The sequence below is a fragment of the Campylobacter sp. CH186 genome, from assembly GCF_004378925.1.
GTDB classification, from domain to species: domain Bacteria; phylum Campylobacterota; class Campylobacteria; order Campylobacterales; family Campylobacteraceae; genus Campylobacter_D; species Campylobacter_D jejuni.
Genome location: NZ_RYYB01000011.1, coordinates 1 through 23,280 on the forward strand (window position 1 = coordinate 1; position 23,280 = coordinate 23,280).

Annotated in this window: 22 protein-coding genes and 1 pseudogene; 13 read left to right on the forward strand and 10 right to left on the reverse strand. The window is 29.7% G+C overall.

What is annotated here, in order from left to right:
- Positions 1–1,077: pseudogene (locus ELQ09_RS07940) on the forward strand (hypothetical protein); the annotation flags it as partial.
- Here ELQ09_RS07940 and ELQ09_RS07945 read toward each other — a convergent pair.
- Genes ELQ09_RS07945 through bamA form a run of 7 tightly spaced genes read right to left on the reverse strand, consistent with a single transcriptional unit; the run spans position 1,074 to position 7,581 of the window.
- The gene (locus tag ELQ09_RS07945; protein ID WP_096702955.1) at positions 1,074–1,991 is read right to left on the reverse strand and encodes a tRNA-dihydrouridine synthase; all 918 of its coding nucleotides are present in this window, start codon (positions 1,989–1,991) and stop codon (positions 1,074–1,076) included. The pseudogene ELQ09_RS07940 and the gene ELQ09_RS07945 overlap by 4 nt on opposite strands.
- Positions 1,988–2,974 (reverse strand): hypothetical protein, encoded by a 987-nt coding sequence (locus ELQ09_RS07950; protein WP_134224970.1) that lies wholly within the window; start codon positions 2,972–2,974, stop codon positions 1,988–1,990. Before ELQ09_RS07950 ends, ELQ09_RS07945 begins: the two co-directional genes overlap by 4 nt.
- Complete coding sequence (gene dksA, locus ELQ09_RS07955; protein WP_134224971.1) at positions 2,964–3,326, reverse strand: molecular chaperone DnaK suppressor DksA; 363 nt, start codon at positions 3,324–3,326, stop codon at positions 2,964–2,966. Before dksA ends, ELQ09_RS07950 begins: the two co-directional genes overlap by 11 nt.
- Before the next feature lie 11 nt (positions 3,327–3,337).
- Entirely contained in the window at positions 3,338–3,787 is a 450-nt protein-coding gene (locus ELQ09_RS07960; RefSeq protein WP_180752899.1) for a 23S rRNA (pseudouridine(1915)-N(3))-methyltransferase RlmH, read from the reverse strand.
- Between the two features lies 1 nt (position 3,788).
- Positions 3,789–4,631: an acetyl-CoA carboxylase, carboxyltransferase subunit beta gene (gene accD / locus ELQ09_RS07965; protein ID WP_002857277.1), complete on the reverse strand. Its 843-nt coding sequence runs from the start codon at positions 4,629–4,631 to the stop codon at positions 3,789–3,791.
- An 8-nt stretch (positions 4,632–4,639) separates the two neighbouring features.
- Positions 4,640–5,362 (reverse strand): inositol monophosphatase family protein, encoded by a 723-nt coding sequence (locus tag ELQ09_RS07970; protein ID WP_134224972.1) that lies wholly within the window; start codon positions 5,360–5,362, stop codon positions 4,640–4,642.
- Positions 5,362–7,581, reverse strand: a complete 2,220-nt coding sequence (gene bamA, locus ELQ09_RS07975) for an outer membrane protein assembly factor BamA (protein ID WP_096702963.1) — start codon at positions 7,579–7,581, stop codon at positions 5,362–5,364. Before bamA ends, ELQ09_RS07970 begins: the two co-directional genes overlap by 1 nt.
- A gap of 76 nt (positions 7,582–7,657) precedes the next feature.
- Between bamA and ELQ09_RS07980 the strand changes: the two genes are divergently transcribed.
- The 11 genes from ELQ09_RS07980 to ELQ09_RS08030 all read left to right on the forward strand — a co-directional run bounded on the left by ELQ09_RS07980 (position 7,658) and on the right by ELQ09_RS08030 (position 19,529).
- Positions 7,658–8,485 (forward strand): prephenate dehydrogenase, encoded by an 828-nt coding sequence (locus ELQ09_RS07980; RefSeq protein ID WP_002860956.1) that lies wholly within the window; start codon positions 7,658–7,660, stop codon positions 8,483–8,485.
- Between the two features lie 79 nt (positions 8,486–8,564).
- Positions 8,565–9,938, forward strand: coding sequence for a M23 family metallopeptidase (locus tag ELQ09_RS07985; protein ID WP_134263886.1), 1,374 nt, complete (start codon positions 8,565–8,567; stop codon positions 9,936–9,938).
- Positions 9,938–10,822 carry a UDP-3-O-acyl-N-acetylglucosamine deacetylase gene (lpxC, locus tag ELQ09_RS07990; RefSeq protein WP_002859351.1) on the forward strand — a complete coding sequence of 295 codons (885 nt, stop codon included), beginning with the start codon at positions 9,938–9,940 and terminating at the stop codon, positions 10,820–10,822. The genes ELQ09_RS07985 and lpxC overlap by 1 nt, the downstream gene beginning before the upstream one ends.
- 38 nt (positions 10,823–10,860) lie before the next feature.
- Positions 10,861–11,262: a tRNA (adenosine(37)-N6)-threonylcarbamoyltransferase complex dimerization subunit type 1 TsaB gene (locus ELQ09_RS07995; protein ID WP_070316777.1), complete on the forward strand. Its 402-nt coding sequence runs from the start codon at positions 10,861–10,863 to the stop codon at positions 11,260–11,262.
- An 8-nt stretch (positions 11,263–11,270) separates the two neighbouring features.
- On the forward strand, positions 11,271–12,149 hold the full coding sequence (gene thrB, locus ELQ09_RS08000) for a homoserine kinase (RefSeq protein WP_032589724.1): 879 nt from the start codon (positions 11,271–11,273) through the stop codon (positions 12,147–12,149).
- Between the two features lie 24 nt (positions 12,150–12,173).
- A complete protein-coding gene (locus ELQ09_RS08005; RefSeq protein WP_002870410.1) occupies positions 12,174–12,431 on the forward strand; it encodes a YlxR family protein in 258 nt (85 codons plus the stop codon).
- Entirely contained in the window at positions 12,418–15,033 is a 2,616-nt protein-coding gene (gene infB / locus ELQ09_RS08010) for a translation initiation factor IF-2 (RefSeq protein ID WP_070316773.1), read from the forward strand. The genes ELQ09_RS08005 and infB overlap by 14 nt, the downstream gene beginning before the upstream one ends.
- Positions 15,030–15,392: a 30S ribosome-binding factor RbfA gene (gene rbfA / locus ELQ09_RS08015; protein WP_002778650.1), complete on the forward strand. Its 363-nt coding sequence runs from the start codon at positions 15,030–15,032 to the stop codon at positions 15,390–15,392. Before infB ends, rbfA begins: the two co-directional genes overlap by 4 nt.
- Positions 15,382–15,804 carry a ribosome maturation factor RimP gene (gene rimP, locus ELQ09_RS08020; protein ID WP_070316772.1) on the forward strand — a complete coding sequence of 141 codons (423 nt, stop codon included), beginning with the start codon at positions 15,382–15,384 and terminating at the stop codon, positions 15,802–15,804. Before rbfA ends, rimP begins: the two co-directional genes overlap by 11 nt.
- Before the next feature lie 46 nt (positions 15,805–15,850).
- Positions 15,851–18,205 (forward strand): McrB family protein, encoded by a 2,355-nt coding sequence (locus ELQ09_RS08025; RefSeq protein ID WP_134224973.1) that lies wholly within the window; start codon positions 15,851–15,853, stop codon positions 18,203–18,205.
- Positions 18,198–19,529 carry an McrC family protein gene (locus ELQ09_RS08030; protein ID WP_134263887.1) on the forward strand — a complete coding sequence of 444 codons (1,332 nt, stop codon included), beginning with the start codon at positions 18,198–18,200 and terminating at the stop codon, positions 19,527–19,529. The genes ELQ09_RS08025 and ELQ09_RS08030 overlap by 8 nt, the downstream gene beginning before the upstream one ends.
- On the opposite strand, the gene ELQ09_RS08035 is transcribed toward ELQ09_RS08030, so the two are convergent.
- Genes ELQ09_RS08035 through ELQ09_RS08045 form a run of 3 tightly spaced genes read right to left on the reverse strand, consistent with a single transcriptional unit; the run spans position 19,518 to position 22,065 of the window.
- The gene (locus ELQ09_RS08035; protein ID WP_002881034.1) at positions 19,518–20,321 is read right to left on the reverse strand and encodes a metal ABC transporter permease; all 804 of its coding nucleotides are present in this window, start codon (positions 20,319–20,321) and stop codon (positions 19,518–19,520) included. The genes ELQ09_RS08030 and ELQ09_RS08035 overlap by 12 nt on opposite strands.
- Positions 20,314–21,168, reverse strand: a complete 855-nt coding sequence (locus tag ELQ09_RS08040) for an ABC transporter ATP-binding protein (protein ID WP_134263888.1) — start codon at positions 21,166–21,168, stop codon at positions 20,314–20,316. The genes ELQ09_RS08035 and ELQ09_RS08040 overlap by 8 nt, the downstream gene beginning before the upstream one ends.
- Positions 21,169–21,180: 12 nt before the next feature.
- On the reverse strand, positions 21,181–22,065 hold the full coding sequence (locus tag ELQ09_RS08045; protein ID WP_070316767.1) for a zinc ABC transporter substrate-binding protein: 885 nt from the start codon (positions 22,063–22,065) through the stop codon (positions 21,181–21,183).
- Positions 22,066–22,302: 237 nt separating this feature from the next.
- On the opposite strand from ELQ09_RS08045, the gene ELQ09_RS08050 reads away from it, so the two are divergent.
- Positions 22,303–23,280, forward strand: a 978-nt coding sequence (locus ELQ09_RS08050; RefSeq protein ID WP_208336091.1) for a cache domain-containing protein, incomplete at its 3' end; no start/stop codon positions are given.

A 23,280-nucleotide genomic window follows, 5' to 3' on the forward strand; every position in this document is an offset into this window, starting at 1 on the left:
AGCAAGACAAGTTCTCCTAATTATGATATATCAAGTGAATTTAAAAACTCTATTTATACTCTAAAATATAAACAAGCTGATTTAAACACTAATACAGCTTATGGTTATAGTGTAGATAAAGATGGCTATATGGGAAGTGATTTTAACAAAGCTGCGGGACTTCCTGAAGATTTTAAGATGCATAAATCTACTTTAGATGAGATAGAAAGATTTAATTAACATAATATGGCTGATGAAACTAGTGGAAACTATTATAATAGTTTTGATATGGCTTCTATTGTTAAATCCTATTATAATAGCTTTAATCAAGTAATAAGTGCATTTCAAAATGATAAAACAAGTTTTAGTGAAGCAGATATAAATTCTATGCCTAAGGGGTATGCTATAAATGGAATAAAATCGATGGATTTTAATGATCCAAGCAATAGAATGAATATCACTCACCTAAGAGATTTTTCAAATTCTTTAATTTCAAATGTTTATCAAACCCCTGAACAAATGAAAGAAGCTGAAAGTTTATATATACAATCGGGATCTTTAATAGATGGCATAAATGGACATAGTTTTGGTTTATCCTTAGAAGAAATCAAAAATGTTTCTAAAGGTGAAGATTGGCAATTTAATCCTGATATGTCAGTTTATCCACAAAATGAAGATGGAAGTTATTCTAAAGAAGCTTTGTTTATGAGTTTTTTAAAATCATATGGTAGCGGACAACCTGTTGAGAGTCCAAAAACCACACTTAATCCAAAAGTAGAAGCTTACAATAGGGCTATGGCTAAAGAAAGTTTTAATGGTGATAGCGTTGCTTTAAATGACATTATGACAGGCAAAGTTGATTTTGCAAGTTTATTAAAAGGCTATGCACAAGATGGCTGGCTTGATGCAGATATATATGCAATGGATAAAGGAGTTGCTTGGCAAAATGCAAGCATAGGTTATGGTGGAGCTTTGTTTGATAATCAGTTTAATCAAGCAAAAGCTAATGGCTGGAAAGCAAGCAGTGAAAGTATAAATTCTTATGTTGGATCTATAATGGATAGATTAAATAATCTTATAGGACAAACTAGGGTTTAGAAAAAACTTTCGATTTTTTCTTGCATTATCTTAGCATCATTGATACGATTGACTTCATCTCTAAAGGCTGAAGCGTCTTTATGCCCTTTAGAATACTCGTGTAAATGCTTGCGAAATATACTTACGCCTTGATCTTTGTAGTGTTTTATCATTTCATCAAAATGTGTGAGTATGATTTGTTTTTTTAAATTTGTATCTACACTTTTACCGCTTTTGATTTCATAAAATATCCAAGGATTTCCTACGCTTGCACGCCCTATCATGAGTCCATCGCATTTTGTGATTTTATAAACTTCTTTAGCGTTTTGTGCGTTAATATCGCCATTTGCAATCACAGGAATTTTCACGCTCGCTTTAGCGCTAGCAATGGATTCATAATCGGCTTTTCCGCTATAAAGCTGTTTTCTTGTGCGTCCGTGGATACTTATAAAATCCACCCCCAAGCTTTCGCAAATTTTAGCCATTTTTTCAGGATATTTTTCATTAAATCCTAGTCGAAATTTCACACTTGTAAGGCTTTTTTTATTGTTTTCTTTAATCACTCCTACAAGATTTTTAAAAAGCTCTAAATTTTCTAGCAAAGCACTGCCAGCACATTGTTTAACAACTTTATTTACAGGGCAACCGCAATTAAAATCGATCCCATCTACAAAATCCATTTCATTTAGCATTTGCACTGCTTTTTTTAACACTTCTTTATCTCCACCTGCAATTTGGACTATATAGGGATTTTCTAATTCAGCTCTTTCTAACATATGTAAAGTTTTAGAACTTTCATAAACTAAGGCATTAGAACTTATCATTTCACTTATGGTAATATCAGCACCAAATTTTTTTACTACATTACGAAAAGGCAGATCTGAAAAACCTGCCATAGGGGCTAAAAACAAGGGTTTTTTGCTAAAATCTATCATTGTATGAGTTGGTTTAGATCGATTTTGATATTTTTTTCACGCAAGGCTAAAAAGGCTTTAAAATTATTAAATTTCTTATCATCATTGTGAATTTGCTCTCTTAACTCATCTAAAAGTCCAAATTCAGCTAAAAGATATAAATACGCTCTTAAAGCTTCGCTTTTTTCATTTTTAATTTTGTTAAAAATTCCTAAAATAGCATCAGGATTTAAAAGTTTAGTACTTAGTTTTGCTGCGTTAAGATAGTCTTTTTCGCTTAATATGTTGCGTGAAAGTAAAACTTCGTATTCTGCTGCACTAAGTTCTAAATTTCCTTCTTTAAAACGCTTGATAAGTGTGAGAACTTCAGAAGGCTTTTTAGGGATTTTTACATTTTTAATTTGCTCATAACTAGCTTTTTCTATAAGAGTGTTAAAAGCAATTTCTTCAAATTCATCTTTGATTTCATTAAGGTTTTTAAGTTTGTTATAGGCATAATTTGCATCGTTTTTGAGATGATTTTTTTCATTTTGCAAATATAAAACATTGTTATTTTCGAGTTTAAATTTGCTAAGGTTAAAAAATTCGTTTTTATTTAAACCATCAATAAGATCTAAAATTTCATTGATTTTATTTGAGTGTGGAATTTTTTCATGTGTTTTTATGGTTTTAAAAAGTTGTGCTACAGCTCTAAATTCTTTTGTTTGAAAAGTGGTTTTAAGATCTTTTTCAAGGAGTAAATCTTGAGTATAAGCTTCAAATTTAGCTGCATCTTTAAAAAAATGCTTAAATTTTAAATAACGCAAAAATCCATAAAATGCTATGTGTAAAACGGCTAAAATCATATAAATAAATAAAGGAATAACAAGCCATATCATAATAGGTAGTTCAAAGGTATAAGTGCTGATATTTAGAGTATAGCTTCCTAGTTCTAGATGCCAAGCAAAGGCAAAAATAAGTGCTATATAAACAAAACTTGCAAGTAAGAAGAGTTTAATTTTCATGTTTTTTTCCTTGTTCTGCAATTTGACGGCAAGTGATACAATATCTTGCGTGAGGTTTGACTTTTAGTCTTTGAGAGTCGATTTCATCATCGCAAGATTGGCAAATTCCATAAGTACCGTTTTTGATTTTATCTAAAGAATCTTCGATTTCTATAAGTTCTTCTTTGAGATTGGTGCTGATAGTAAAGTCAATTTGAGAGCCTGTTTCTATGACAGAAAAATCTACACTATCGCTTGGGACGCTATTTTGAAGAGCTTCGATTTCATTTGAATTGCTTTGCAAATTTTCTAAGATGGCTTTTTTTCTTTCTTCTAAAATATTTTTGAAATTTTGTATTTCATTTTTTTTCATTTTAAAACTTTCTATTTGTGATAAGGGTGATTGTTGTTGATGCAAAATGCACGATAAATTTGTTCTAAAAGTAAGGTTTTAACAAATTGATGTGCTAAAGTAAGTTTGCTTAATGATAGTCTAAAATCCAAACTTTGATTAAATTCTTCTCTTAAACCATAAGCACCGCCTATAAAAAAACTTAATTCATTTTTATCTTGGATGAGTTTTGCAAATTCTATACTTGTAAGTTCTTTTCCTCTTTCATCAAGAGTGATACAATAGCCTTTTTTATAAGGCATAAAAGCTTCTTCATAGCTTTTTTTTGCTTCTATGGCATTTAAATTTTGAGCTAAGGCTATTTTTTTATTAAAAACATTTATTTCTTTTAAAGTGGCGTATTTGGAGATGAGTTTAGAGTATTTCTCACTCCAAGTTTTAAATTCATCACTTTTTTGAATACAAAAGATATTAACTTGCAAATTATTTTCCACTAAAAAATTTTAGTACATCGCTAAGATATTGTTTTTGTTCTCCTCTTTCAACTATGGCATCTATAAGTCCATGTTCTAACAAGAACTCTGCTTTTTGAAAACCTTCAGGTAAATCTGCTCCTATGGTTTGTTTAATAACTCTTGCACCAGCAAAACCTACTAAAGCTTCAGGTTCAGCGATGATTAAATCTCCAAGCCAAGCAAAAGAAGCACTTACCCCACCCATAGTAGGATCAGTTAAAATGCTAATATAAGGAAGTTTTTCTTTGCTAAGAAGTTTAAGTGCGGCGCTAGTTTTGCTCATTTGCATTAAAGAATAAGTACTTTCTTGCATTCTAGCTCCACCACTTGCACTTACGATGACAAGGGGGGTTTTACTTGTGATGGCTCTTTGTATAGCTCTAACGATTTTTTCTCCTTCAACAGAACCTAAAGATCCGCCCATAAAAGAAAAATCAAATACAACAAGTTGGGTTTTTAAACCATTGATTTCACATTCTCCACTGATGACAGAACTTTTTCTACCTGTTTTACTTTCACCTTCGCTAAGGCGTTTTTTATAGGATTTGCTATCAACAAATTTTAAAGGATCTATAGCTTCTAAATTTGCATCATACTCAATAAAACTGCCTTCATCACTTAAAAGTTTAATACGTTCATCAGCTGAAATTCTCATGTGATAATTACATTTAGGACAAACATTAAAACAAGATTCTATTTCTTTATAATACATCAAAGCATGACAACTTTGGCATTTTACCCAGTGATTTGGAGCTTCTTTAATACTAGGTTGTTGTCTTCTTATTTTTGAAAAAATATCTGCAAAATTCATATATTCACCTAATTATTTTTTAAAAATTCTAAGATTATATCAAAAATTTTCTTGTCTTGGCTTAGGAGAAGGAAATTTTCATTTTTTTCTATATATAAATTTTGATGAATTGTTAAAGCAGCTACTGTATCAAAAATTCGTGTTTTTCCAAGAATTAATACAAAACTAAAATACGAAGCATAAGCGAGACTTAAGGCTGTTGCACCCAAAGAGCGAAATTTTAATTGATTTTTTGTTAAAAAATCGAGAAGCTCTGGATAAAGTGAAATTTTTTCAACTATACCTATTTTAGAAAATAGATTAGGTGTTAAGGGTGAGTATTTTGGATCGGAAAGATTGGATTTAAAAGCTTGATTGTTATTAAAAGCAAAAATTTCTTGACTGACAAGATTGCAAACAAAAGCGCTTTTTGCCTGATCTTTTTCCATGAGAGCTACAGAAGTTCCATAAAATGGTATTTTAGAAACAAAATTTGAACTTCCATCCAAAGGATCAAGAATCATTTGTTTTGGGCTAGCTTTTCCGATCAATCCGCTTTCTTCAGAAAAAATTTGTCCAAAACAACTAAGATATTTTATGAAAATTTGTTCACATTTTAAGTCAAGCTCATAGCCTTGATTTTTATCATAGCCTAATTTAGAGCAAAGTTTAAGATCATTTTGTGGGATATTGTTTAGATACTTGCGTATTTGCAAATTTGCATTCAAGCAAGCATCTAAAAATTCTTTCATTAAAAGCGTGTTCCAAGATTAAATTCAAAACTATTAGTATCATCACCTTTTTTATCATTAAGAGGTTTGGCAAATACAAGCTGTAAAGGTCCAATTGGTGTAATCCATTCAATGCCTATACCTGTACTCATTCTTTTTATTTCATCTAAATTTTTACGTCCTATCATACCATAATCAAAAAACACGCTACCACGAAGTTTGATTCTATCAATCAAAGGAAAACTAAGTTCTACGGAATTGGCAAAAGCTATGGTTCCGCCTACTTCATCTCCCCATTGATTTTTGGGGCTTACCGTTCTGCTTTCAAAACCGCGTATCGATCTAATACCACCTAAATAAATTCTTTGATTAATTGGCAAATAGCCTTCATCCCATACTTTATAAAAACTCGCTTTATAGCGATAAATAAGATCATATCCTATATAGTCTTGCAAACCTTGATAAAAGTTAAATTTAGAGCTTGATGAAATAAATTCTTGATCTCCGCCAAGTCCAGCGTATTCTAAACTAGTTGAAGCAATGATACCTGATCGTGGCAGATAATAATCATCTGTATTGTTAAAGGTGATTGCTGGAGTTATAGAGCTTTTAATACTTTTGCCAAGTTCATATCCTGTTCTTAAAAGAGTTGGACTTAAGTGATATATATCGCTTTGTTCAAGATTATAAGTTAAGCTTACATTATAGTATCTTGCAAATTGGCGTCCAACTGTTATATCAAAGCCGTAATTTTTTTCTGAATAATTATCCCATTCATAGTCATTTGAATAAAGTGTTCCACCCAGACTATATTGACTATCAAGAACGCGTGGATTTATGAGACTAATCCTTCCTGATAAGGTATCATCGCTTTTATCTACGCTTACAGAACTTTTTATTCCTGAACCAAAGATATTTGTATCTGATAAAGAAGCGTTAAGCAAAATACCATCGCTTGATCCATAGCCAATGCCTCCAGAAATAGCTCCTGTAGAAGCTTCTTTAACATCAACAATCAAATCAATATGTGTATCATCAACTTTTTCTTCTTTGATATTTACATCGTCAAAATAAGAAGTTCTTTTTAAAGCATTTTTTGACTCGCTTAAGTCTGTTCTATTGTATAAATTACCTTCTGTTATATATAATTCTCGGCGTATGACGCGATCTACAGTACGTGAATTTCCTGAAATAATAACATTTCTTATATAAACTTTATCATGAGGGATTACTTTAAATACAACGGTGGCTTCTTGAGTTTGATCATTTTTTTGAATATCAGGATAGACTTCTACAAACGCATAACCCAAATCAGCACTTTGTGTTTCTATGGTTTTAACATCTTTTCTAATGTCTTCGATATTGATAGTTTTGCCAGTGCTTGATCTTAAATCTTTTACGGTTTGTGCATTTTGCTTATCATCAAATAAAGGATTTTCTATGCTTATACTTTTAATTTTATAAGGCTTTCCTTCTTTGATAAAATAAGTCAAATTTGCTTGATAAGTATCTGTGTAGGTTTTAAGATAAGGCGAGGATACTTGAACATCTAAATATCCTTTTTTCATATATTCATCAGCAATTCTTGAACTATCGTTACTAAGTTCAAAAACTTTTAATTTTCCATCATTGCGTCCCCACATCCATCCCATAAATTCTTTTTCTTTGTTAACAACAGCAGGTTCTATATCAGAATATGAAAATTTCTTGGCTCCACTTAAATGAACATTATCAATAATGATATTTTCGCCACGATTTACTATAAATTCAAGCTCTAGTCCATCAGTATTTTCTAAAGTCTTTTTTTTGTATTCTACAATAGTATCAAAATAACTTTTTGCTTCATAATAAGCTTTAATGCGTTCAATAGCTTCTTTTATACTTCCTTCATCAAGTAGTGTGCCTCTTTTAATCCCTAAAATACTTTCAACTTGTTTTCTATCATTTGAAGCTATACCTGTGATAGTAACCTTTGCTATAGTTGGTTTTTCAGTAACTATAATTTCTAAAATTCCATTGTTATTATCTACCGCGATATTTTCAAAATAATTTTGTTTATAAAGATTAAGAATAGCAGTGTTGATTTTTGCAGGATTTATTTCCTCGCCTATTTTAAGCCCTGTAATATTCATGGCACTTGTATTTGATAAGTGGTTTAATCCGATAAATTTAATATCTTTAATGGTTGCTGCATTGGCTATAGCAACTAAAGCACAAATACTAATAAGATGTTTTTTCATTGATTTTTTACCTAAAGCTTTATTAAAAGCTGTATAATAGCAAAAAAAATTTAACAAAAAAACTAAGGTAGAAAGTATGAAAATAGCAATTATAGGGCTTGGGCTTATGGGTGGATCTTTAGGGCTTTGTTTGAAAGAAAATAAGCTTATTTCTTGTGTTTATGGTATGGATTTAAGTAAAGAAAATGAAAAAGATGCCCTGCGATTAGGTCTTATTCATGAGCTTATAGAATTTAAAGATTTAGCTTTATGTGATATGATTTTTGTCGCAACTCCTGTTAATGCTATTATAGAAATTTTGCAAAAGTTAGTTGATTTGCCTTCTAATGTAACAATTATAGAGCTTGGAAGTACAAAAAGAAAAATTATAGAAAGTTTGCCTAAGAATTTAATCAAACAAACTCTTTTTGCTCATCCTATGACAGGAACTGAAAATTCAGGCCCAAAAGCGGCTTTTAAAGAGCTTTATAAAGATGCAGTTTGTGTTCTTTGTGATAGTGAAATAGCTGATGACTTGCATCAAAAACGAGCAGTGGAAATTTTTTCTCATTTAGGGATGAAAATTGTTTTTATGGATAGTAAAGCCCATGATCATCATGCTGCTATTATTTCTCATTTGCCTCATGTTATAAGTTTTTCTTTGGCAAATTTTGTAATGAAAGAAGAGGATAAAAGAAATATTGTTCATTTAGCTGGAGGATCTTTTAAAGGTATGAGCAGAATTGCCAAATCATCGCCACAAATGTGGGAAAGTATTTTTTTACAAAATAAAGATAACTTATTAAGTTCTATTGATTTTTTTCAACAAGAATTAGAGAGATGTAAACAAATGATACAATTAGACAAAAATGATGAATTAAGAGAATGGATGAAACAGGCTAATACTCTAAGAGAAATTTTATAAATTTGCTAGATATTTACTGAAAATATAATAGAATTTATACTAAAAACAACAAAAACATTGAAAATTTTTAAGGAAGGTTATGGCAAAAAGAAAAGGCAAAACTTATTTATCTGTTTTAATTTTAGTTTTAATAGCAATTTTGATTTTTTTTATTTCAAGATTAAGTATTTTTGAAAAAAATCCTCCTCAAATTTTAATGCCAGATGTTGTATATACTGATCTTAAAAAACCTATTTTAGTGCATGTTAAAGATGATGAAAGTTCTATCAAAAATGTACAAATTATATTGCATAAAGACGACAATACTAGTGCAATGATTATAGCAGATGAAAAGATTTCTAATTTAAAAGATATTACCTTACAAGTTGCTTTGCCAAAATTTGGTTACAAAGAAAATGTAAAATCTTTTGTTTTAGAGGTGATAGCTAAAGATTCTAGTTTTTGGAATTTTTTTAGTGGCAATGAAGCAAGAAAACAAATTGCGGTATTAGTAGATAATACGGCTCCAAAAATCAATATCATAAGCAATTCTTACCAAATCGAGCAAGGCGGTGCTGGGGCAGTTGTTTTTAAGGCCGATGATGCTAATTTAGATAAGGTGTATATAGAAACAAATAAAGGTAAAATCTTTAAAGTTACACCTTATGTAAAAGAAGGGTATTATGCGGCTTTGATTGCTTGGGATGCAAGAGATGAGGAATTTCGCGCATTTGTTATCGCTACAGATAAAGCGGGAAATATTTCAAAAGAACGTATAAGGTATTATTTTGTTAATCGTAAATATCGTGTTTCAAATATTAATTTAACGGATAAATTTTTAGATGGAAAGATTGAGAATTTAGCCAATCAATACGCTCCAAAAGATAATAATCTCAATCGTTATGAAAAATTTAAGTTTGTCAATGAAACTTTAAGAAATAGCAATGAAGAACTTATCCATGAAATCACTTCAAAAGTACCTGAGGAAAAAATTGATAATTTTGATTTGAATTTATTTTTACCTCTTAAAAATGGTATGAAAGTAGCGGATTTTGCTGATCATAGGTATTATTCTTATAATGGGCAATTTGTGAGTGATTCTTATCATATGGGGCTTGATCTAGCAAGCGTAGTACAAGCTCCTATCATAAGCAATAACGCAGGCAAGGTTGTTTTTGCTGCTGAAAATGGAATTTATGGTTTAAATTTAATTGTTTATCATGGTTTTGGAGTATATAGTCTTTATGGGCACTGTTCTTCTAAAAATGTTGATTTAGATGAAATGATTAATAAACAAAGCATTATAGGCAAAACAGGAACAAGTGGTTTAGCCTTAGGTGATCATTTGCATTTTGGAGTTTTGGTTCAAGGAGTTGAAACGCGTCCTGAACAATGGCAAGATAAAAAATGGATAGAAAATAATATTTACAATGTTTTAAATGATGGTAAAAAGATAATTTTAGGAAAAAATTAATGAAACAATTAACTTTAGCAAAAACTGTCAAAGGCGTAGGTATAGGACTTCATAAGGGTGAACCCATAGAAATTACTTTAGAGCCTTTAGAAGCAAATAGTGGTATAGTATTTTTTAGAAGCGATCTTAATGCAAGCTATAAGGCAAGTCCTGAAAATGTGATCAATACTCAAATGGCAACTGTTTTAGGAGATGATCGTGGATTTATTTCTACAATAGAGCATTTAATGAGTGCGATTAATGCTTATGGAATCGATAATGTACGCATAGTTTTAAATGCAAATGAAGCTCCTGTTATGGATGGATCAAGTATTAGTTTTTGTATGATGCTTGATGAAGCAGGGGTAAAAGAACTTGATGCACCTAAAAAAATTATGGTAATTAAAAAGCCTATAGAAGTAAGAGATGGTAATAAATTTGTGCGTTTAACTCCTACTAAAGAACCCCGTATTAATTACACAATTAAATTTGACAATGCTGTTATAGGTGAACAAAGTTACAATTTTGAATTCAGCAAAAAAAATTATATAGAAAACATAGCAAGGGCTAGAACTTTTGGTTTTTTAAAAGATGTTCAAGCTCTTAGGAGTATGAATTTAGCACTAGGTGGAAGTTTAGAAAATACTATAGTGGTAGATGAAAATCGTATTTTAAATCCTGAGGGTTTGCGTTTCAAAGATGAGTTTGTAAGACATAAAATTTTAGATGCAATTGGAGATTTAACCTTACTTGGATATCGTGTTTTTGGAGATTATACTTCATATGCTGGGAGTCATCATTTAAATCATTTGCTTACTAAAGAAGTTTTAAAAGATAAAGATGCTTATGAAATTGTAAGCCTTGAAAAAACAACCCAAAAAGCTTATGAAAAGGTATTTGCATAAAAACCTCTCTTTTGCTTAATGCTTTATCTAAGCCTTTAATGATCGGAATTTATCAAGATGATGAACTTATAAAAACTTATAAAAGTGAAGAAAAAGCAAGCGAATTTTTACCAAAAATTTTAGATGAATTGTTTAAAGAATATGATTTTACAAGTTTAATTTATGCTAATGGTCCAGGTTCTTATATGGGGATTAAAATTTCTTATGTAAGTTTGAGTACTTTAAGTATAGTAAAAAATATTCCTTTATTTGCGGTGAGTGCTTTTGAATTAAATGGCTATAAACCCATAAGTGCAAATAAAAATTTTTGTTTTGTGTATAAGGAAGGTGAAATTTGTTTAGAACAAAATATCCCAGCAGAGTTTTTTTTACCAAAAAATTTACAAGAGCTTAAACTAAATAATGATAATCTTCCCTTTTATTTTTTAGATGCAATTTAGGATGAAATTTGAAAATTTTAGTTCCCGCTACGAGTGCGAATTTAGGGCCAGGTTTTGATTGTTTAGGACTTAGTTTAAAGCTTTTTAATGAAACTCAAATCCAAAAATCAGGTGTTTTTAGCATTAGTATTGGAGGTGAGGGCAGTGATAATATTTTTCTTAAAAAAAACAATATATTTGTAAATATTTTTTATGAAATTTATGAAAAACTAAGTGGAAAAAAAGATAATTTTCGTTTTATTTTTCAAAATAACATTTCTCTTTCAAGAGGGTTAGGAAGCTCTTCAGCTGTGATTGTTGGAGCTATTGCCAGTGCTTATTATATGAGTGGATTTAAGGTAGAAAAAGAACGTATTTTAGATGAAGCTTTAATTTATGAAAACCATCCAGATAATATCGCTCCAGCTACTCTTGGTGGTTTTGTGTGTTCTTTGGTTGAAAAAAATAAAGTTTATAGTATCAAAAAAGAGATTGATAAAGATTTAGCTGCTGTGGTTGTGATCCCAAATTTGGCAATGAGTACGGAACAATCACGCCAAGCTTTGGCTAAAAATTTAAGTTTTAATGATGCGGTTTTCAACCTTTCTCATGCTTCATTTTTAACCGCTTGTTTTTTGGAGAAAAAATATGAATTTTTAAAATTTGCAAGTCAAGATAAGCTCCATGAAATCAATCGTATGAAAAACTTACCGGAGCTTTTTGAAGTGCAAAAATTTGCTTTAGAAAATAAAGCTTTAATGAGCACACTTTCAGGTTCGGGATCGAGCTTTTTTTCTTTAGCTTTCAAAGATGATGCTTTAGCTTTGGCAAAGAAAATGCAAACAAAATTTAAAGATTTTCGTGTGCAATATTTAGAATTTGATGATAATGGCTTTGAAATTTGCTAAAAAATATAAAAAAAAGATATAATTTTGAAAAAACATATACCAATTAGAATGTGCATAGTGTGTAAAAACCGCTTTGAGCAAAATATGTTATTTAGATTTAAAGTTGTTTTAGGAGATATTGTGCCTAAAGCAGAACATGGAAGAAGCGGATATTTATGTCAAAATTGTATTGAGAAAGAAGATAAAATCTTACAAAAAGCATTTTCTAAAATATGTAAAAATTTAAATACTAAAATTACTCAGCAAGGACTTAAGGAGATATTTTTAAATGGCAAAGATTAGAATTCATGAAATCGCAAAAGAATTAGGTTATGATAGTAAGGAAATTATTGAAAAGGCAAATGAATTGGGGCTTGGAATTAAAACAGCATCAAATGCTGTAGAACCTGAGATTGCAGCAGCTATTTATGAGTATATACAAACAAGAGAAATTCCAGAAGCTTTTAAGAAAAATATCAAAACTCCTACGGCAAAAAAGCCTAAAAAAGAAAATATAAAAGAACAAGAAAAGCTAAATGAATCTGAAAAAAAAGAACCTAAAAAAGAAGAAAAGCTTAAACAAGAAGTTAAAAAAGAAGAATTAAAAGTTGAAAAAGAAAATGCAAAAGAGGAAGAAAAACAAGAAATTATTGATGCTCATAAGCCACAAAGCCTTGCTAGTGCAACTTTAGCCAAAAGACGCGGACTTGTCATTGTTAAAAAGAAAAAAGACGAAGAAGAAATTCAAGTTAAAAAAGAAGAAGTAAAAAATTCAAATGATATATCTATCAATAATGAAGATCGCTTAAGTTTAAAAACCATGTTTTCAAATGCTGATGAGAGTTTGAAGAAAAAGAAAAAAGAAAAAAAATCTTTTGTTGCGAGTAAAAAAGAAAGTACCGAAAAAATGAATTTTTTAGATGAACATGATTTTGGTGATATTTCTTTAGATGATGAAGATGAGGTAGTGTTACCTGATTTTAGTGTAAAAGAACAAGAAAAACCACAAAATATTAATAAAAAACAACCTAATTTTATAAGACAAGCTGTTGGAAATTCTGCGGGTTTTGGGCTTGAAGGTGGAATTCAAAGAAGAAGTCGTAAAAAACCACCTAAAAAGATTGAAAAAAAGGAAGTAGAAGAAGTAAGTAGTGTTTCTATTTCTAAAGAAATTCGTGTGTATGAATTCGCTGATAAGATAGGAAAAAGCACTAGTGAAGTGATTTCAAAACTTTTCATGCTTGGAATGATGACAACAAAAAATGATTTCTTAGATGAAGATGCGATTGAAATTTTGGCTGCTGAATTTGGTATAGAGATCAATATCATTAACGAGGCTGATGAGTTTGATTATGTAAAAGACTATGAAGAAGAGACTGATGAAAAAGATTTAGTGACTAGAGCACCTGTGATTACCATCATGGGGCATGTTGATCATGGTAAAACTTCTTTGCTAGATTATATCAGAAAATCACGCGTTGCAAGTGGTGAAGCAGGGGGTATTACTCAGCACGTGGGTGCTTATATGGTAGAAAAAAATGGACGTAAAATTACTTTTATCGATACCCCAGGTCACGAAGCTTTTACTGCTATGCGTGCAAGGGGTGCAAGTATCACTGATATTGTAATCATTGTTGTGGCCGCAGATGATGGGGTAAAACCACAAACCAAAGAAGCGATAAATCATGCTAAAGCAGCAGGTGTGCCTATTATTATCGCTATTAACAAAATGGATAAAGAAGCAGCAAATCCTGATATGGTAAAAACTCAACTCGCAGAAATGGAAATTATGCCAGTAGAATGGGGCGGATCTTATGAATTTGTAGGAGTTTCGGCTAAAACAGGAATGGGGATTGAAGATTTGCTTGAAATTGTGCTTTTACAAGCTGATATTTTAGAACTTAAAGCCAATCCAAAAAGTTTTGCTAAAGCAAGCATTATAGAAAGTTCTGTGCAAAAAGGGCGTGGTGCAGTAGCTACTATCATCGTGCAAAATGGAACACTTACTGTAGGAAGTACTGTGGTTGCAGGCGAGGCTTATGGAAAAGTGCGTGCGATGAGCGATGATCAAGGTAAAGCTTTAAAAGAAATCAAACCAGGTGAATGTGGGGTTATCGTAGGACTTAGTGAAGTAGCAGATGCAGGTGAAATTTTAATTGCAGTAAAAACAGATAAAGAAGCAAGAGAATACGCTAATAAACGCCACGAATACAATCGCCAAAAAGAACTTAGCAAATCCACTAAAGTTAGCATTGATGAGCTTGGAGCTAAGATCAAAGAAGGTAATCTAAAAGCCTTGCCTGTTATTTTAAAAGCTGATGTGCAAGGATCTTTAGAAGCTTTAAAAGCAAGTTTAGAAAAACTTAGAAATGATGAAATTAAAGTTAATATCATTCATAGCGGGGTAGGAGGGATCACACAAAGTGATATAGAGCTTGCAAGTGCGAGTGAAAACTCTATAGTGCTAGGTTTTAACATACGCCCAACAGGGGAAGTTAAAGAGCGTGCTAAGGATAAAGGTGTAGAAATTAAAACCTATAATGTGATTTATAATCTTTTAGATGATGTAAAAGCCTTACTTGGTGGTATGATGAGCCCGATTATTTCTGAAGAGCAATTAGGACAAGCAGAGATTAGACAAGTGATCAATGTACCAAAAATCGGACAAATCGCAGGTTGTATGGTAACTGAAGGGGTGATTAACCGTGGAGCCAAAATTCGCCTTATTCGTGATGGAGTTGTGGTTTATGAAGGCAATGTAAGTTCGCTTAAACGCTTTAAAGATGATGTTAAAGAAGTGGCAAAAGGCTATGAGTGTGGCGTAGGTATAGAAGGGTGTGATGATATGAGAATGGGTGATTATATAGAAAGCTATAAAGAAGTAGAGGAACAAGCAAGTCTATGAACCCAAGTGAGATTAAAAAACTACGCACCGAAAGTATCTTAAAAGAGCTAATCCCTGAAGCTTTAGCAAATTTAGATGATGAAAATTTGAAAAATTTGTGTGTAGTGGATGTAGAGTGCAAAAAAGGCAGATATGATGCTTTTGTGTATCTTGATAAGATGTTTTTTAATGTCCATGAGCAAGAAAAAATTTTATCTTCTTTAAAAAAGGCAAGTAGAGCTTTGCAAAATTACTGCATGAGTGAGCAGGGCTGGTATAGGTGTCCGAATTTTCATTTTAAATTTGATGATAGGCTTGAGTATCAAAACCATATGGATGCACTTTTTGAAAAAATAAAAAAGGATAAAAATGAATCTTGAAGCCCTTTGCAAAGAAGCAGAACTTAGCTTTTATGATGATGAGCTAGTAAGTGAAAATGGCAGAAAAATTTATAGAATTTATGTGCAAAAAGAAGGTGGGGTAAATCTTGATGATTGTGCAAGGCTTAGTGAAATTTTATCGCCTATTTTTGATGTAGAGTCACCTGTAAATGGGGAGTATTTTTTAGAAGTATCTTCACCAGGACTTGAAAGAAAACTTAGTAAGATAGAACACTTTGCTAAAAGTATAGGTGAACTTGTGAAGATTGCAACCAATGAAAAAGAAAAATTCGAAGCAAAAATCATTGCTGTAGATGATGAAAATATCACTTTAGAAAATTTAGAAAATAAAGAAAAAACTACTATAAATTTTAATGATATAAAAAAAGCTAGAACCTTTGTGGAGTGGTAAGAAATCTAAATATGATTTAAAAATAGCATAATTTAAGGATTTGGTAATGTGGAATTTAGATGAAAAAAAATTACAAGAAATGCTTGATGGCTTTTTAAAATTTCAAGAAGTATGGACTTTAGAAAAAGTTAAAAATATGACTCTTGAAGAATATACTAACATTAAAAAAGATAATCCAAATAGAGATGATTTTACTTTTTGGATAGAAAGCAAATTGGATAATCTAGGAAGTATTTGGGGTGGCTCAGCTTTTAAATTTGGTATATATAGAAGAAATGATGAAAGTCAGAAAGAATCTTCTAGCGGTAGATTATATAGTCAAAATTATGCTTGGATTGCTAAATATGGCAATAATGAAAATGAAGCATTTAATAATATCAAAGAAAAAATCATACAAATAATACAAGCAAGTCAATATAATAATTTAAAAGCTATAGAAAAAATAGATTTTGGGGATGCAATTAAATGGAAAATAGCTTTTCATTATCAAGATGTAAAGAATATAAAAATAGTTAATATTTTTTCTAAAAATGTTTTAGATTTAATATCTTTGAATGAATTTAAAGAAAAATTAAAAATATATCAAATACATAAAAAATTATTAGAGAATAAAAATTTATCATTAGTTAAAATGATAGAAAATATAGCTATTCCTTTATGGAATAAATATGGCATGGATAGTCAAAATTATATAGATAAAATGAAAAATTTATTTAGTGAATATTTAAATAAAAAGAAATTAGATAAAAATACTATAAATAAATATATTCAAGTTATAGAAAATATATCAAAAGAATTTTTAAAAGAAAATCTATATAGTTGTGATTTATTTAGTTTTGATCAAAATATAAATAAATTAAATAAAAATGAAGAATTTAAGTTAAAAAACAGCAATGGAAACAATATGTATTCTAGTGCATTGAATTATTATAGGGCTTTTTTGATTGATTATTATGAACAAGATATTTTTATAACTGAAAGAGTGCAATCTGAGGAATCAAATATGAAAATTATACCCTTAAATCAAATTCTTTATGGACCTCCGGGCACAGGAAAAACTTATCATACTATAGATAAAGCTTTGGAAATTTTGGGCGAAAATTTAGAAAGTAGAGATGATAAAAAAGCCAAATTTGATGGGTATGTAAAAAATGGACAAATAGTATTTACTACTTTTCATCAAAGCTATGGATATGAAGAATTTGTAGAAGGCATAAAGCCTGTGATGAATAATAAAGCAAATTCTCAAGAAATACAATATGAAATAAAAGATGGAATTTTTAAAGAACTTTGCGAAAAAGCTTTGGATAATTATGGGAATAGTATCTTAAATGCAGATGAGTTGAATAAAAAAATAGAATTAAAAGAAAAGGTTGAAAATTTTTTAAATTGGCTTTTGGAAACAAATGAGCCTATTGGTAAAACAAAGGGTGGAAATTTCTTTGTTGTTGAAATTGATAATAAAACAATTGTGATTTATAGTGAAGGCGTAGAGAGATTCGATGGAATTTTTAATTTAAATTTATCTATATTTATGGAGTTATTAAAATACAAAGATGAATTTAACAATGCTACTGAAATGTTTAAAAAGGTATTTAATAGAGGTTATGCTGATAGAGCTCATACTTATTACTTTAATTTAGTGAAAAAATTTAAAGCATATGAAAAACAATTAACCGCAAAGATTGAAAATAATAAAAACAATGATAATTCTTTAAAACCTTATATAATCATCATAGATGAAATCAATCGTGGTAATGTAAGTAAGATTTTTGGTGAGCTTATAACCTTGATAGAACCTAGTAAAAGGATAGGTGAAAAAGAAGAGTTAAAAGTGACTTTGCCTTATAGCGGTGAAAAATTTGGAGTGCCTAAAAATGTTTATATCATAGGCACTATGAATACAGCCGATAGAAGCATAACTTCTCTTGATACAGCTTTAAGAAGACGCTTTGAATTTATTGAGATGATGCCTGATGTGAGCAAATTATCTATGGATTGCGAAGGTATTAATTTACAAGAATTATTAAAAGCTATAAACACTCGTATAGAATATTTACTAGATAGAGAAAAAACCATAGGACACGCATTTTTTATAGGTGTTGAAAATTTAAATGATTTAAAAAGTATTTTTCAAAACAAAATTATCCCGCTTTTGCAAGAGTATTTTTATAATGATTATGCTTTGATTAATGCGGTTTTAAATGATAATGGTATGATTTTTAAAGATAAAAAAGATGATAAATATCTTCAAAAAATAAAAAATCTAGATAGTGTTAATAGCGAGAGAAGTATTTATGATATTGCTTCATTTGATGATAAAATTTGGGATAAAATAGAAATATATCAAGCAATTTATAATGATGAAATAGCAAATAAATTAAAAAACGAAAATGAATAGCACTTTTTCCATCATCGAATACCAAGCTTTTTCTAAAGAAGATTTAAAAGAAATTTTCAAAGAAAAGGCCGAAGGGTTTTATAAAGAGCTAGAAGACTTTGCAAAAAATAATGAAAGTCTTTTAGGCTTTAAAAACAAAAATACCTTAAAAGCTAAAAATTATGTTGGCATTATACAGACTAAAAGTGGGGTTTTGGAGATTTTGCCAAAATGCACGAATTTGGATAGTTATAAAAAAGAAGATAGTTCTTCAAATCATGACAAAGAAAAACTAAGAAGATGTTATGAATTAGACAATATTTCTAAAAATAATGATTTTTATGAAAAAGATTTTAAATTTAATCCCAAAAATCTTTTGATAAATATGCTAAAAACCTTAAAAAACTCCCCCTTTAAAAAATCGCAAATTTCATCTTTGCAAAGTTCTAAAATTCCTTTATTTGAAGTGTTTATCACTATGTTTTTAGATGAATTTGATAGCGTATATAAAAAAGGCTTGATGAGATCTTATCTAAGTTGCGAAGAAAATAGGGCTTTTTTAAAGGGAAAATTACTATTTAACGAGAATATCAAGCGAAATTTGATACACAAAGAAAGATTTTTTACAAGCAATGATGAGTTTGTTTTAGATATAGCACCCAATCGTTTGATAAAATCAACGCTAAATTTTTTAAAATCCAAAACAAGTTTGAATAAATTTAGACTTATAAAAGCCATGCAAATGCTTGATGAGGTAGAATTTTCTAAAAATTATGAAAAAGATTTTAGTTATAAAATTTCAAGACATTTTGATTATTATGAAAACTTGCTTTTGTGGTGTAAAATTTTCTTAAAAAATGAAAGTTTTATGCCTTATCATGGTAAAAATGAAGCTTTTGCTTTGCTTTTTCCTATGGAAAAAATTTTTGAAGATTATGTAGCTTATATGCTAAAAAAAGTAAATCCAACTCAAGATATTAAAGTCCAAAACAGTGGAAAGTATTTAATCTCAAAAAATGATGAAAATTGTTTCATGCTAAAGCCTGATTTATATATAAAAAATAAAATGATCCTAGATGCCAAATGGAAAATTCCAAATGATAGTGAAGATGAGAAAAAAGAGGGTATAACACAAAGCGATTTGTATCAAATGTTTGCTTATGCTTGCAAATTTAAAATTTATGATATTAAACTTGTGTATCCTTTATGTGAAAAAACTCAAGATTTACAAAGAAAAATCGCAGAAAAATTTTTTGTTTTTAAGGCAAGCGAACATTTGTATTTTAAAGAACAAGGGCAAAAAGATATAAAAGTGCAAGTGTGTTTTGCACCTTTACCTTTTTAAAAATTTGCCTATCAAATGCACTAAAAAACCAAAGCAAGCTACAGCTATGATACAAGCACCGCTTGAGAGATTAAGATAATAGCTAAGTATAAGTCCTAAAATGCAAAAAATCATACTTAAAAAACTTGCCAAAATCATGATAAAGCCAAGTCTTTTAGTGAAATTTTCAGCAATAAAGCTTGGGATACTAAGTAAAGCCATAACCAAAATAAGCCCTACAAGGCGTATGGAAATAACTATGCAAAAAGCCATAAGGGCGATTAAAAGATAATGAAAAAAACTTGTATTGATACCACGAACTTTTGCAAATTCCGCATCAAAGCTTAATGCTTCAAATTGTCTATAAAATAAAAAGATCAAAAGCACCACCATGCCATCAACCAAAGTCATAAGCCATAAATCTTGTGTTCCTACAGCCAAAATGCTCCCAAAAAGATAAGCCATTAAATCTGTGTTATAACTAGGGCTTAAATCGATTAAAATAATCCCAACAGCCATTCCAAAAGCCCAAATTACAGCGATAATACTATCACTTCTGTGTTCATAGCGTTTAGCTAAAAAAGCTACTAAAAAAGCCAAAAATAAAGTAAATATTCCCGTGCTTAATAAAATAGGTAAAGAAAAATAAAAAGCTATACCTATACCACCAAAAGCCCCATGTGTTATACCTCCAGCCATAGAAAAAAGGCGATTTATCATCACCAAAGTACCTATGATCCCACAAGCTATACTGACTAAAATCGCTCCTAGTAAAGCGTTTTGAAAAAAGGTGAAATTTAAAATTTCAAGCATTATTTTCCTTTGAAAATTTTAAACAAAAATTTTCTTTTTTAAATTTTGTTTTTTTCAAATTTCTTCTTGTAAATTCTTGTTCGCATAGTTTTTTACTATCGCAATTTTCTTCATCGCAAAAACAAGCATTTAAACTCATTTCTACATCACAAAAATGAGAGTGGTTTTCGTATAAATGTTTTAAAAATGAACTTTTTTCTTTTTCTTTAGTGTTGGTATGCAAGAAAAGTTCTTTGTTTAAATGTGCAATTTTATCGCTATAAGCTAATACAAGGTTGATATCGTGACAAATGAGTAAAATTCCCATACCTTTTTGGTGCAAGGAGCTTAGAAGTTCAAAAATTTGTATAGCAGACTTGTTATCAACGCTTGCGGTAGGTTCATCTAAAATAAGCATTTTGCATTCACTAGCTAAGGCTCTCGCGATAAAAACGCGTTGTCTTTGTCCTCCGCTTAGAGAATCAATGGTTTTGTTCCAAAATTTTTCCATTCCTACGCTTTTTAAAGCTTGCATAGCTTTTTCTTTATCTTTTTTTCTATAAAAACCAAAAATTTTTTTACTTACAAGTCCCATAAGAACGATTTCAAGTACTCTTGGACAAAAATTAGGATTGGCTAGAGTGTGTTGAGGAACATAGCCTATTTCTTTTCTTTGAAGAGCTTTGAAATGGATTTTATTATGAGATTTTAAAAGTCCTAAGATAAGTTTTACAAGTGTTGATTTTCCTGCACCATTTGGACCTATGATAGAGAGAAAGTCTTTATTGTCGTAGCTAAGATTGATGTTTTTTAAGATGATTTCATTATCATAAGCGTAGTTTAGATTAGAAATTTCAAAAAAAAGCATCAAAAAGCCTGATTATAAATTATGAGAAAAGGCATCAGCAGTTTTTAAAAGCTCATTTTCCCAATCATAAGATAAATGATCTATTTTGTAAATTTTTGCATCACATTCTTTAGCAAGTGTTTTTGCTGCATTTTCAGGGAAACCATTTTGAACAAAAATGACTTTTAAATTTTTATTTTTCATTAGAGTGATAAGTTTTTGCAAATCTTTGCTTTTTGGTTCTTTGCCTAAAATTTCTACAGGAATTTGCGTAAGATTATAGCGTTTTGCAAAATATGTCCAAGAAGGATGATAAACTACAAATTCTCTATTTTTTAATTTTTCTAATTTTGAGGCAATTTGTAAATTTAAACTATCTAATTCTGCTAAAAATTTATCTAAATTTTGTTTATATAAATTTTTATTTTGTGGATATTTTTGAATCAAGGCGTCATAAATATTTAAAGCCATAGTTTGGACTAAAATAGGATCTAGCCAAGTATGAGGATCAAAATGCTCATGTTCGTGGTGCTCGTGAGAGTGCTCGTGAGTGTCATGAGTTTGAATTAAAGCTATGTTTTTTTGCATATTTATAACTTGAAGTTTTGGAAAATTTTGTTTAAATTTATCCGTAAAAACTTTTTCAAATTCTAAGCCTATAGTGAAATAAATATCACTTTTTTCAAGTTTTTTTATGGTGTTTGGTTTAAATTCAAAATTATGCTCATTGCTATTTGGAGGTAAGATAACATTGACATCTAGAGTATTTGCGGCTATTTTTTTAACAAAAAATGCTTGAGGTGTTATACTGACACTAACTAAATTGCTGCTAGTATTTTGTTCTTGCTCTAAATTTTTAGCTTGTGTGAAAGTATAAAATATCTCTAAAGATAAGATAAATAATATAATTTTTTTCAAAATATTTCCTTTGATATAAATTTTTTCTAAATTATAACGATATTAAGCTTAATACATAGAATTTTTGAAGCAATATTTAAATAAAAATAATAAATATAAATTAATTTAAATATTTATTAAATAAAATTTTTTATTACTTTTATATTTTAAGTAAAAATTTAAATTTTTTAATTTATAATTCTAAAACTTGATGAAGATATCCCTATAAAATAATATTAGAAAGGAGCGCTTAAATTTATGAAAAGCGTAAAATTGAAGGTTTCACTGATTGCAAATTTAATCGCAGTAGTGTGTTTGATAATTTTAGGTGTTGTAACATTTATGTTTGTAAAACAAGCAATTTTTCATGAAGTTGTAAAAGCTGAAACAAACTATGTTAAAACAGCAAAAAATTCTATGGAGTCTTTTAAGGCGAGAAATTCTTTAGTTCTTGAAAGTTTGGCTAAAAGTATTTTAAAACATCCTGTAGAACAGTTGGATAACCAAGATGCTTTAATGCGTTATGTTGGAAAAGATTTAAAAAATTTTAGAGATGCTGGAAGATTTTTAGCGGTTTATATCGCTCAACCAAACGGTGAACTTGTTGTAAGTGATCCAGACTCTGATGCTAAAAATTTAGATTTTGGAACTTATGGAAAAGCTGATAATTATGATGCTAGAACAAGAGAATATTATATAGAAGCAGTTAAAACAAATAAACTTTATATCACCCCATCTTATATTGATGTGACTACAAATTTACCTTGTTTTACATACTCTACCCCTCTTTATAAAGATGGTAAATTTATAGGAGTTTTGGCTGTAGATATTCTTGCGGCAGATTTGCAAGCTGAATTTGAAAATTTACCAGGCAGAACTTTTGTATTTGATGAAGAAAATAAAGTATTTGTTTCTACGGATAAAACTCTTTTGCAACAAGGTTATGATATTAGCACAATTGCAAATCTTGCAAAAACCAAGAAAGATCTTGAACCTTTTGAGTATACCAGACCAAAAGACGGCAATGAAAGATTTGCTGTATGTACAAAAGTTTCTGGAGTTTATACTGCTTGTGTTGGGGAGTCAATAGAACAAATAGAATCTCCAATATATAAAATTGCATTTATACAAACTGCGATTGTTATTTTTACAAGTATTATTAGCGTAATCCTCCTTTATTTCATCGTATCAAAATACCTCTCTCCACTTACAACTATTCAAACAGGTTTAAATTCA

Bases quoted from the DNA above. Each gene is read 5' to 3' on its own strand.
- ELQ09_RS07945 (WP_096702955.1), bottom strand. From the start codon at position 1,991: ATGATAGATTTTAGCAAAAAACCCTTGTTTTTAGCCCCTATGGCAGGT.
- ELQ09_RS07950 (WP_134224970.1), bottom strand. From the start codon at position 2,974: ATGAAAATTAAACTCTTCTTACTTGCAAGTTTTGTTTATATAGCACTT.
- dksA (WP_134224971.1), bottom strand. From the start codon at position 3,326: ATGAAAAAAAATGAAATACAAAATTTCAAAAATATTTTAGAAGAAAGA.
- accD (WP_002857277.1), bottom strand. From the start codon at position 4,631: ATGAATTTTGCAGATATTTTTTCAAAAATAAGAAGACAACAACCTAGT.
- ELQ09_RS07970 (WP_134224972.1), bottom strand. From the start codon at position 5,362: ATGAAAGAATTTTTAGATGCTTGCTTGAATGCAAATTTGCAAATACGC.
- bamA (WP_096702963.1), bottom strand. From the start codon at position 7,581: ATGAAAAAACATCTTATTAGTATTTGTGCTTTAGTTGCTATAGCCAAT.
- ELQ09_RS07980 (WP_002860956.1), top strand. From the start codon at position 7,658: ATGAAAATAGCAATTATAGGGCTTGGGCTTATGGGTGGATCTTTAGGG.
- ELQ09_RS07985 (WP_134263886.1), top strand. From the start codon at position 8,565: ATGGCAAAAAGAAAAGGCAAAACTTATTTATCTGTTTTAATTTTAGTT.
- lpxC (WP_002859351.1), top strand. From the start codon at position 9,938: ATGAAACAATTAACTTTAGCAAAAACTGTCAAAGGCGTAGGTATAGGA.
- ELQ09_RS07995 (WP_070316777.1), top strand. From the start codon at position 10,861: ATGATCGGAATTTATCAAGATGATGAACTTATAAAAACTTATAAAAGT.
- infB (WP_070316773.1), top strand. From the start codon at position 12,418: ATGGCAAAGATTAGAATTCATGAAATCGCAAAAGAATTAGGTTATGAT.
- rbfA (WP_002778650.1), top strand. From the start codon at position 15,030: ATGAACCCAAGTGAGATTAAAAAACTACGCACCGAAAGTATCTTAAAA.
- rimP (WP_070316772.1), top strand. From the start codon at position 15,382: ATGAATCTTGAAGCCCTTTGCAAAGAAGCAGAACTTAGCTTTTATGAT.
- ELQ09_RS08025 (WP_134224973.1), top strand. From the start codon at position 15,851: ATGTGGAATTTAGATGAAAAAAAATTACAAGAAATGCTTGATGGCTTT.
- ELQ09_RS08030 (WP_134263887.1), top strand. From the start codon at position 18,198: ATGAATAGCACTTTTTCCATCATCGAATACCAAGCTTTTTCTAAAGAA.
- ELQ09_RS08035 (WP_002881034.1), bottom strand. From the start codon at position 20,321: ATGCTTGAAATTTTAAATTTCACCTTTTTTCAAAACGCTTTACTAGGA.
- ELQ09_RS08040 (WP_134263888.1), bottom strand. From the start codon at position 21,168: ATGCTTTTTTTTGAAATTTCTAATCTAAACTACGCTTATGATAATGAA.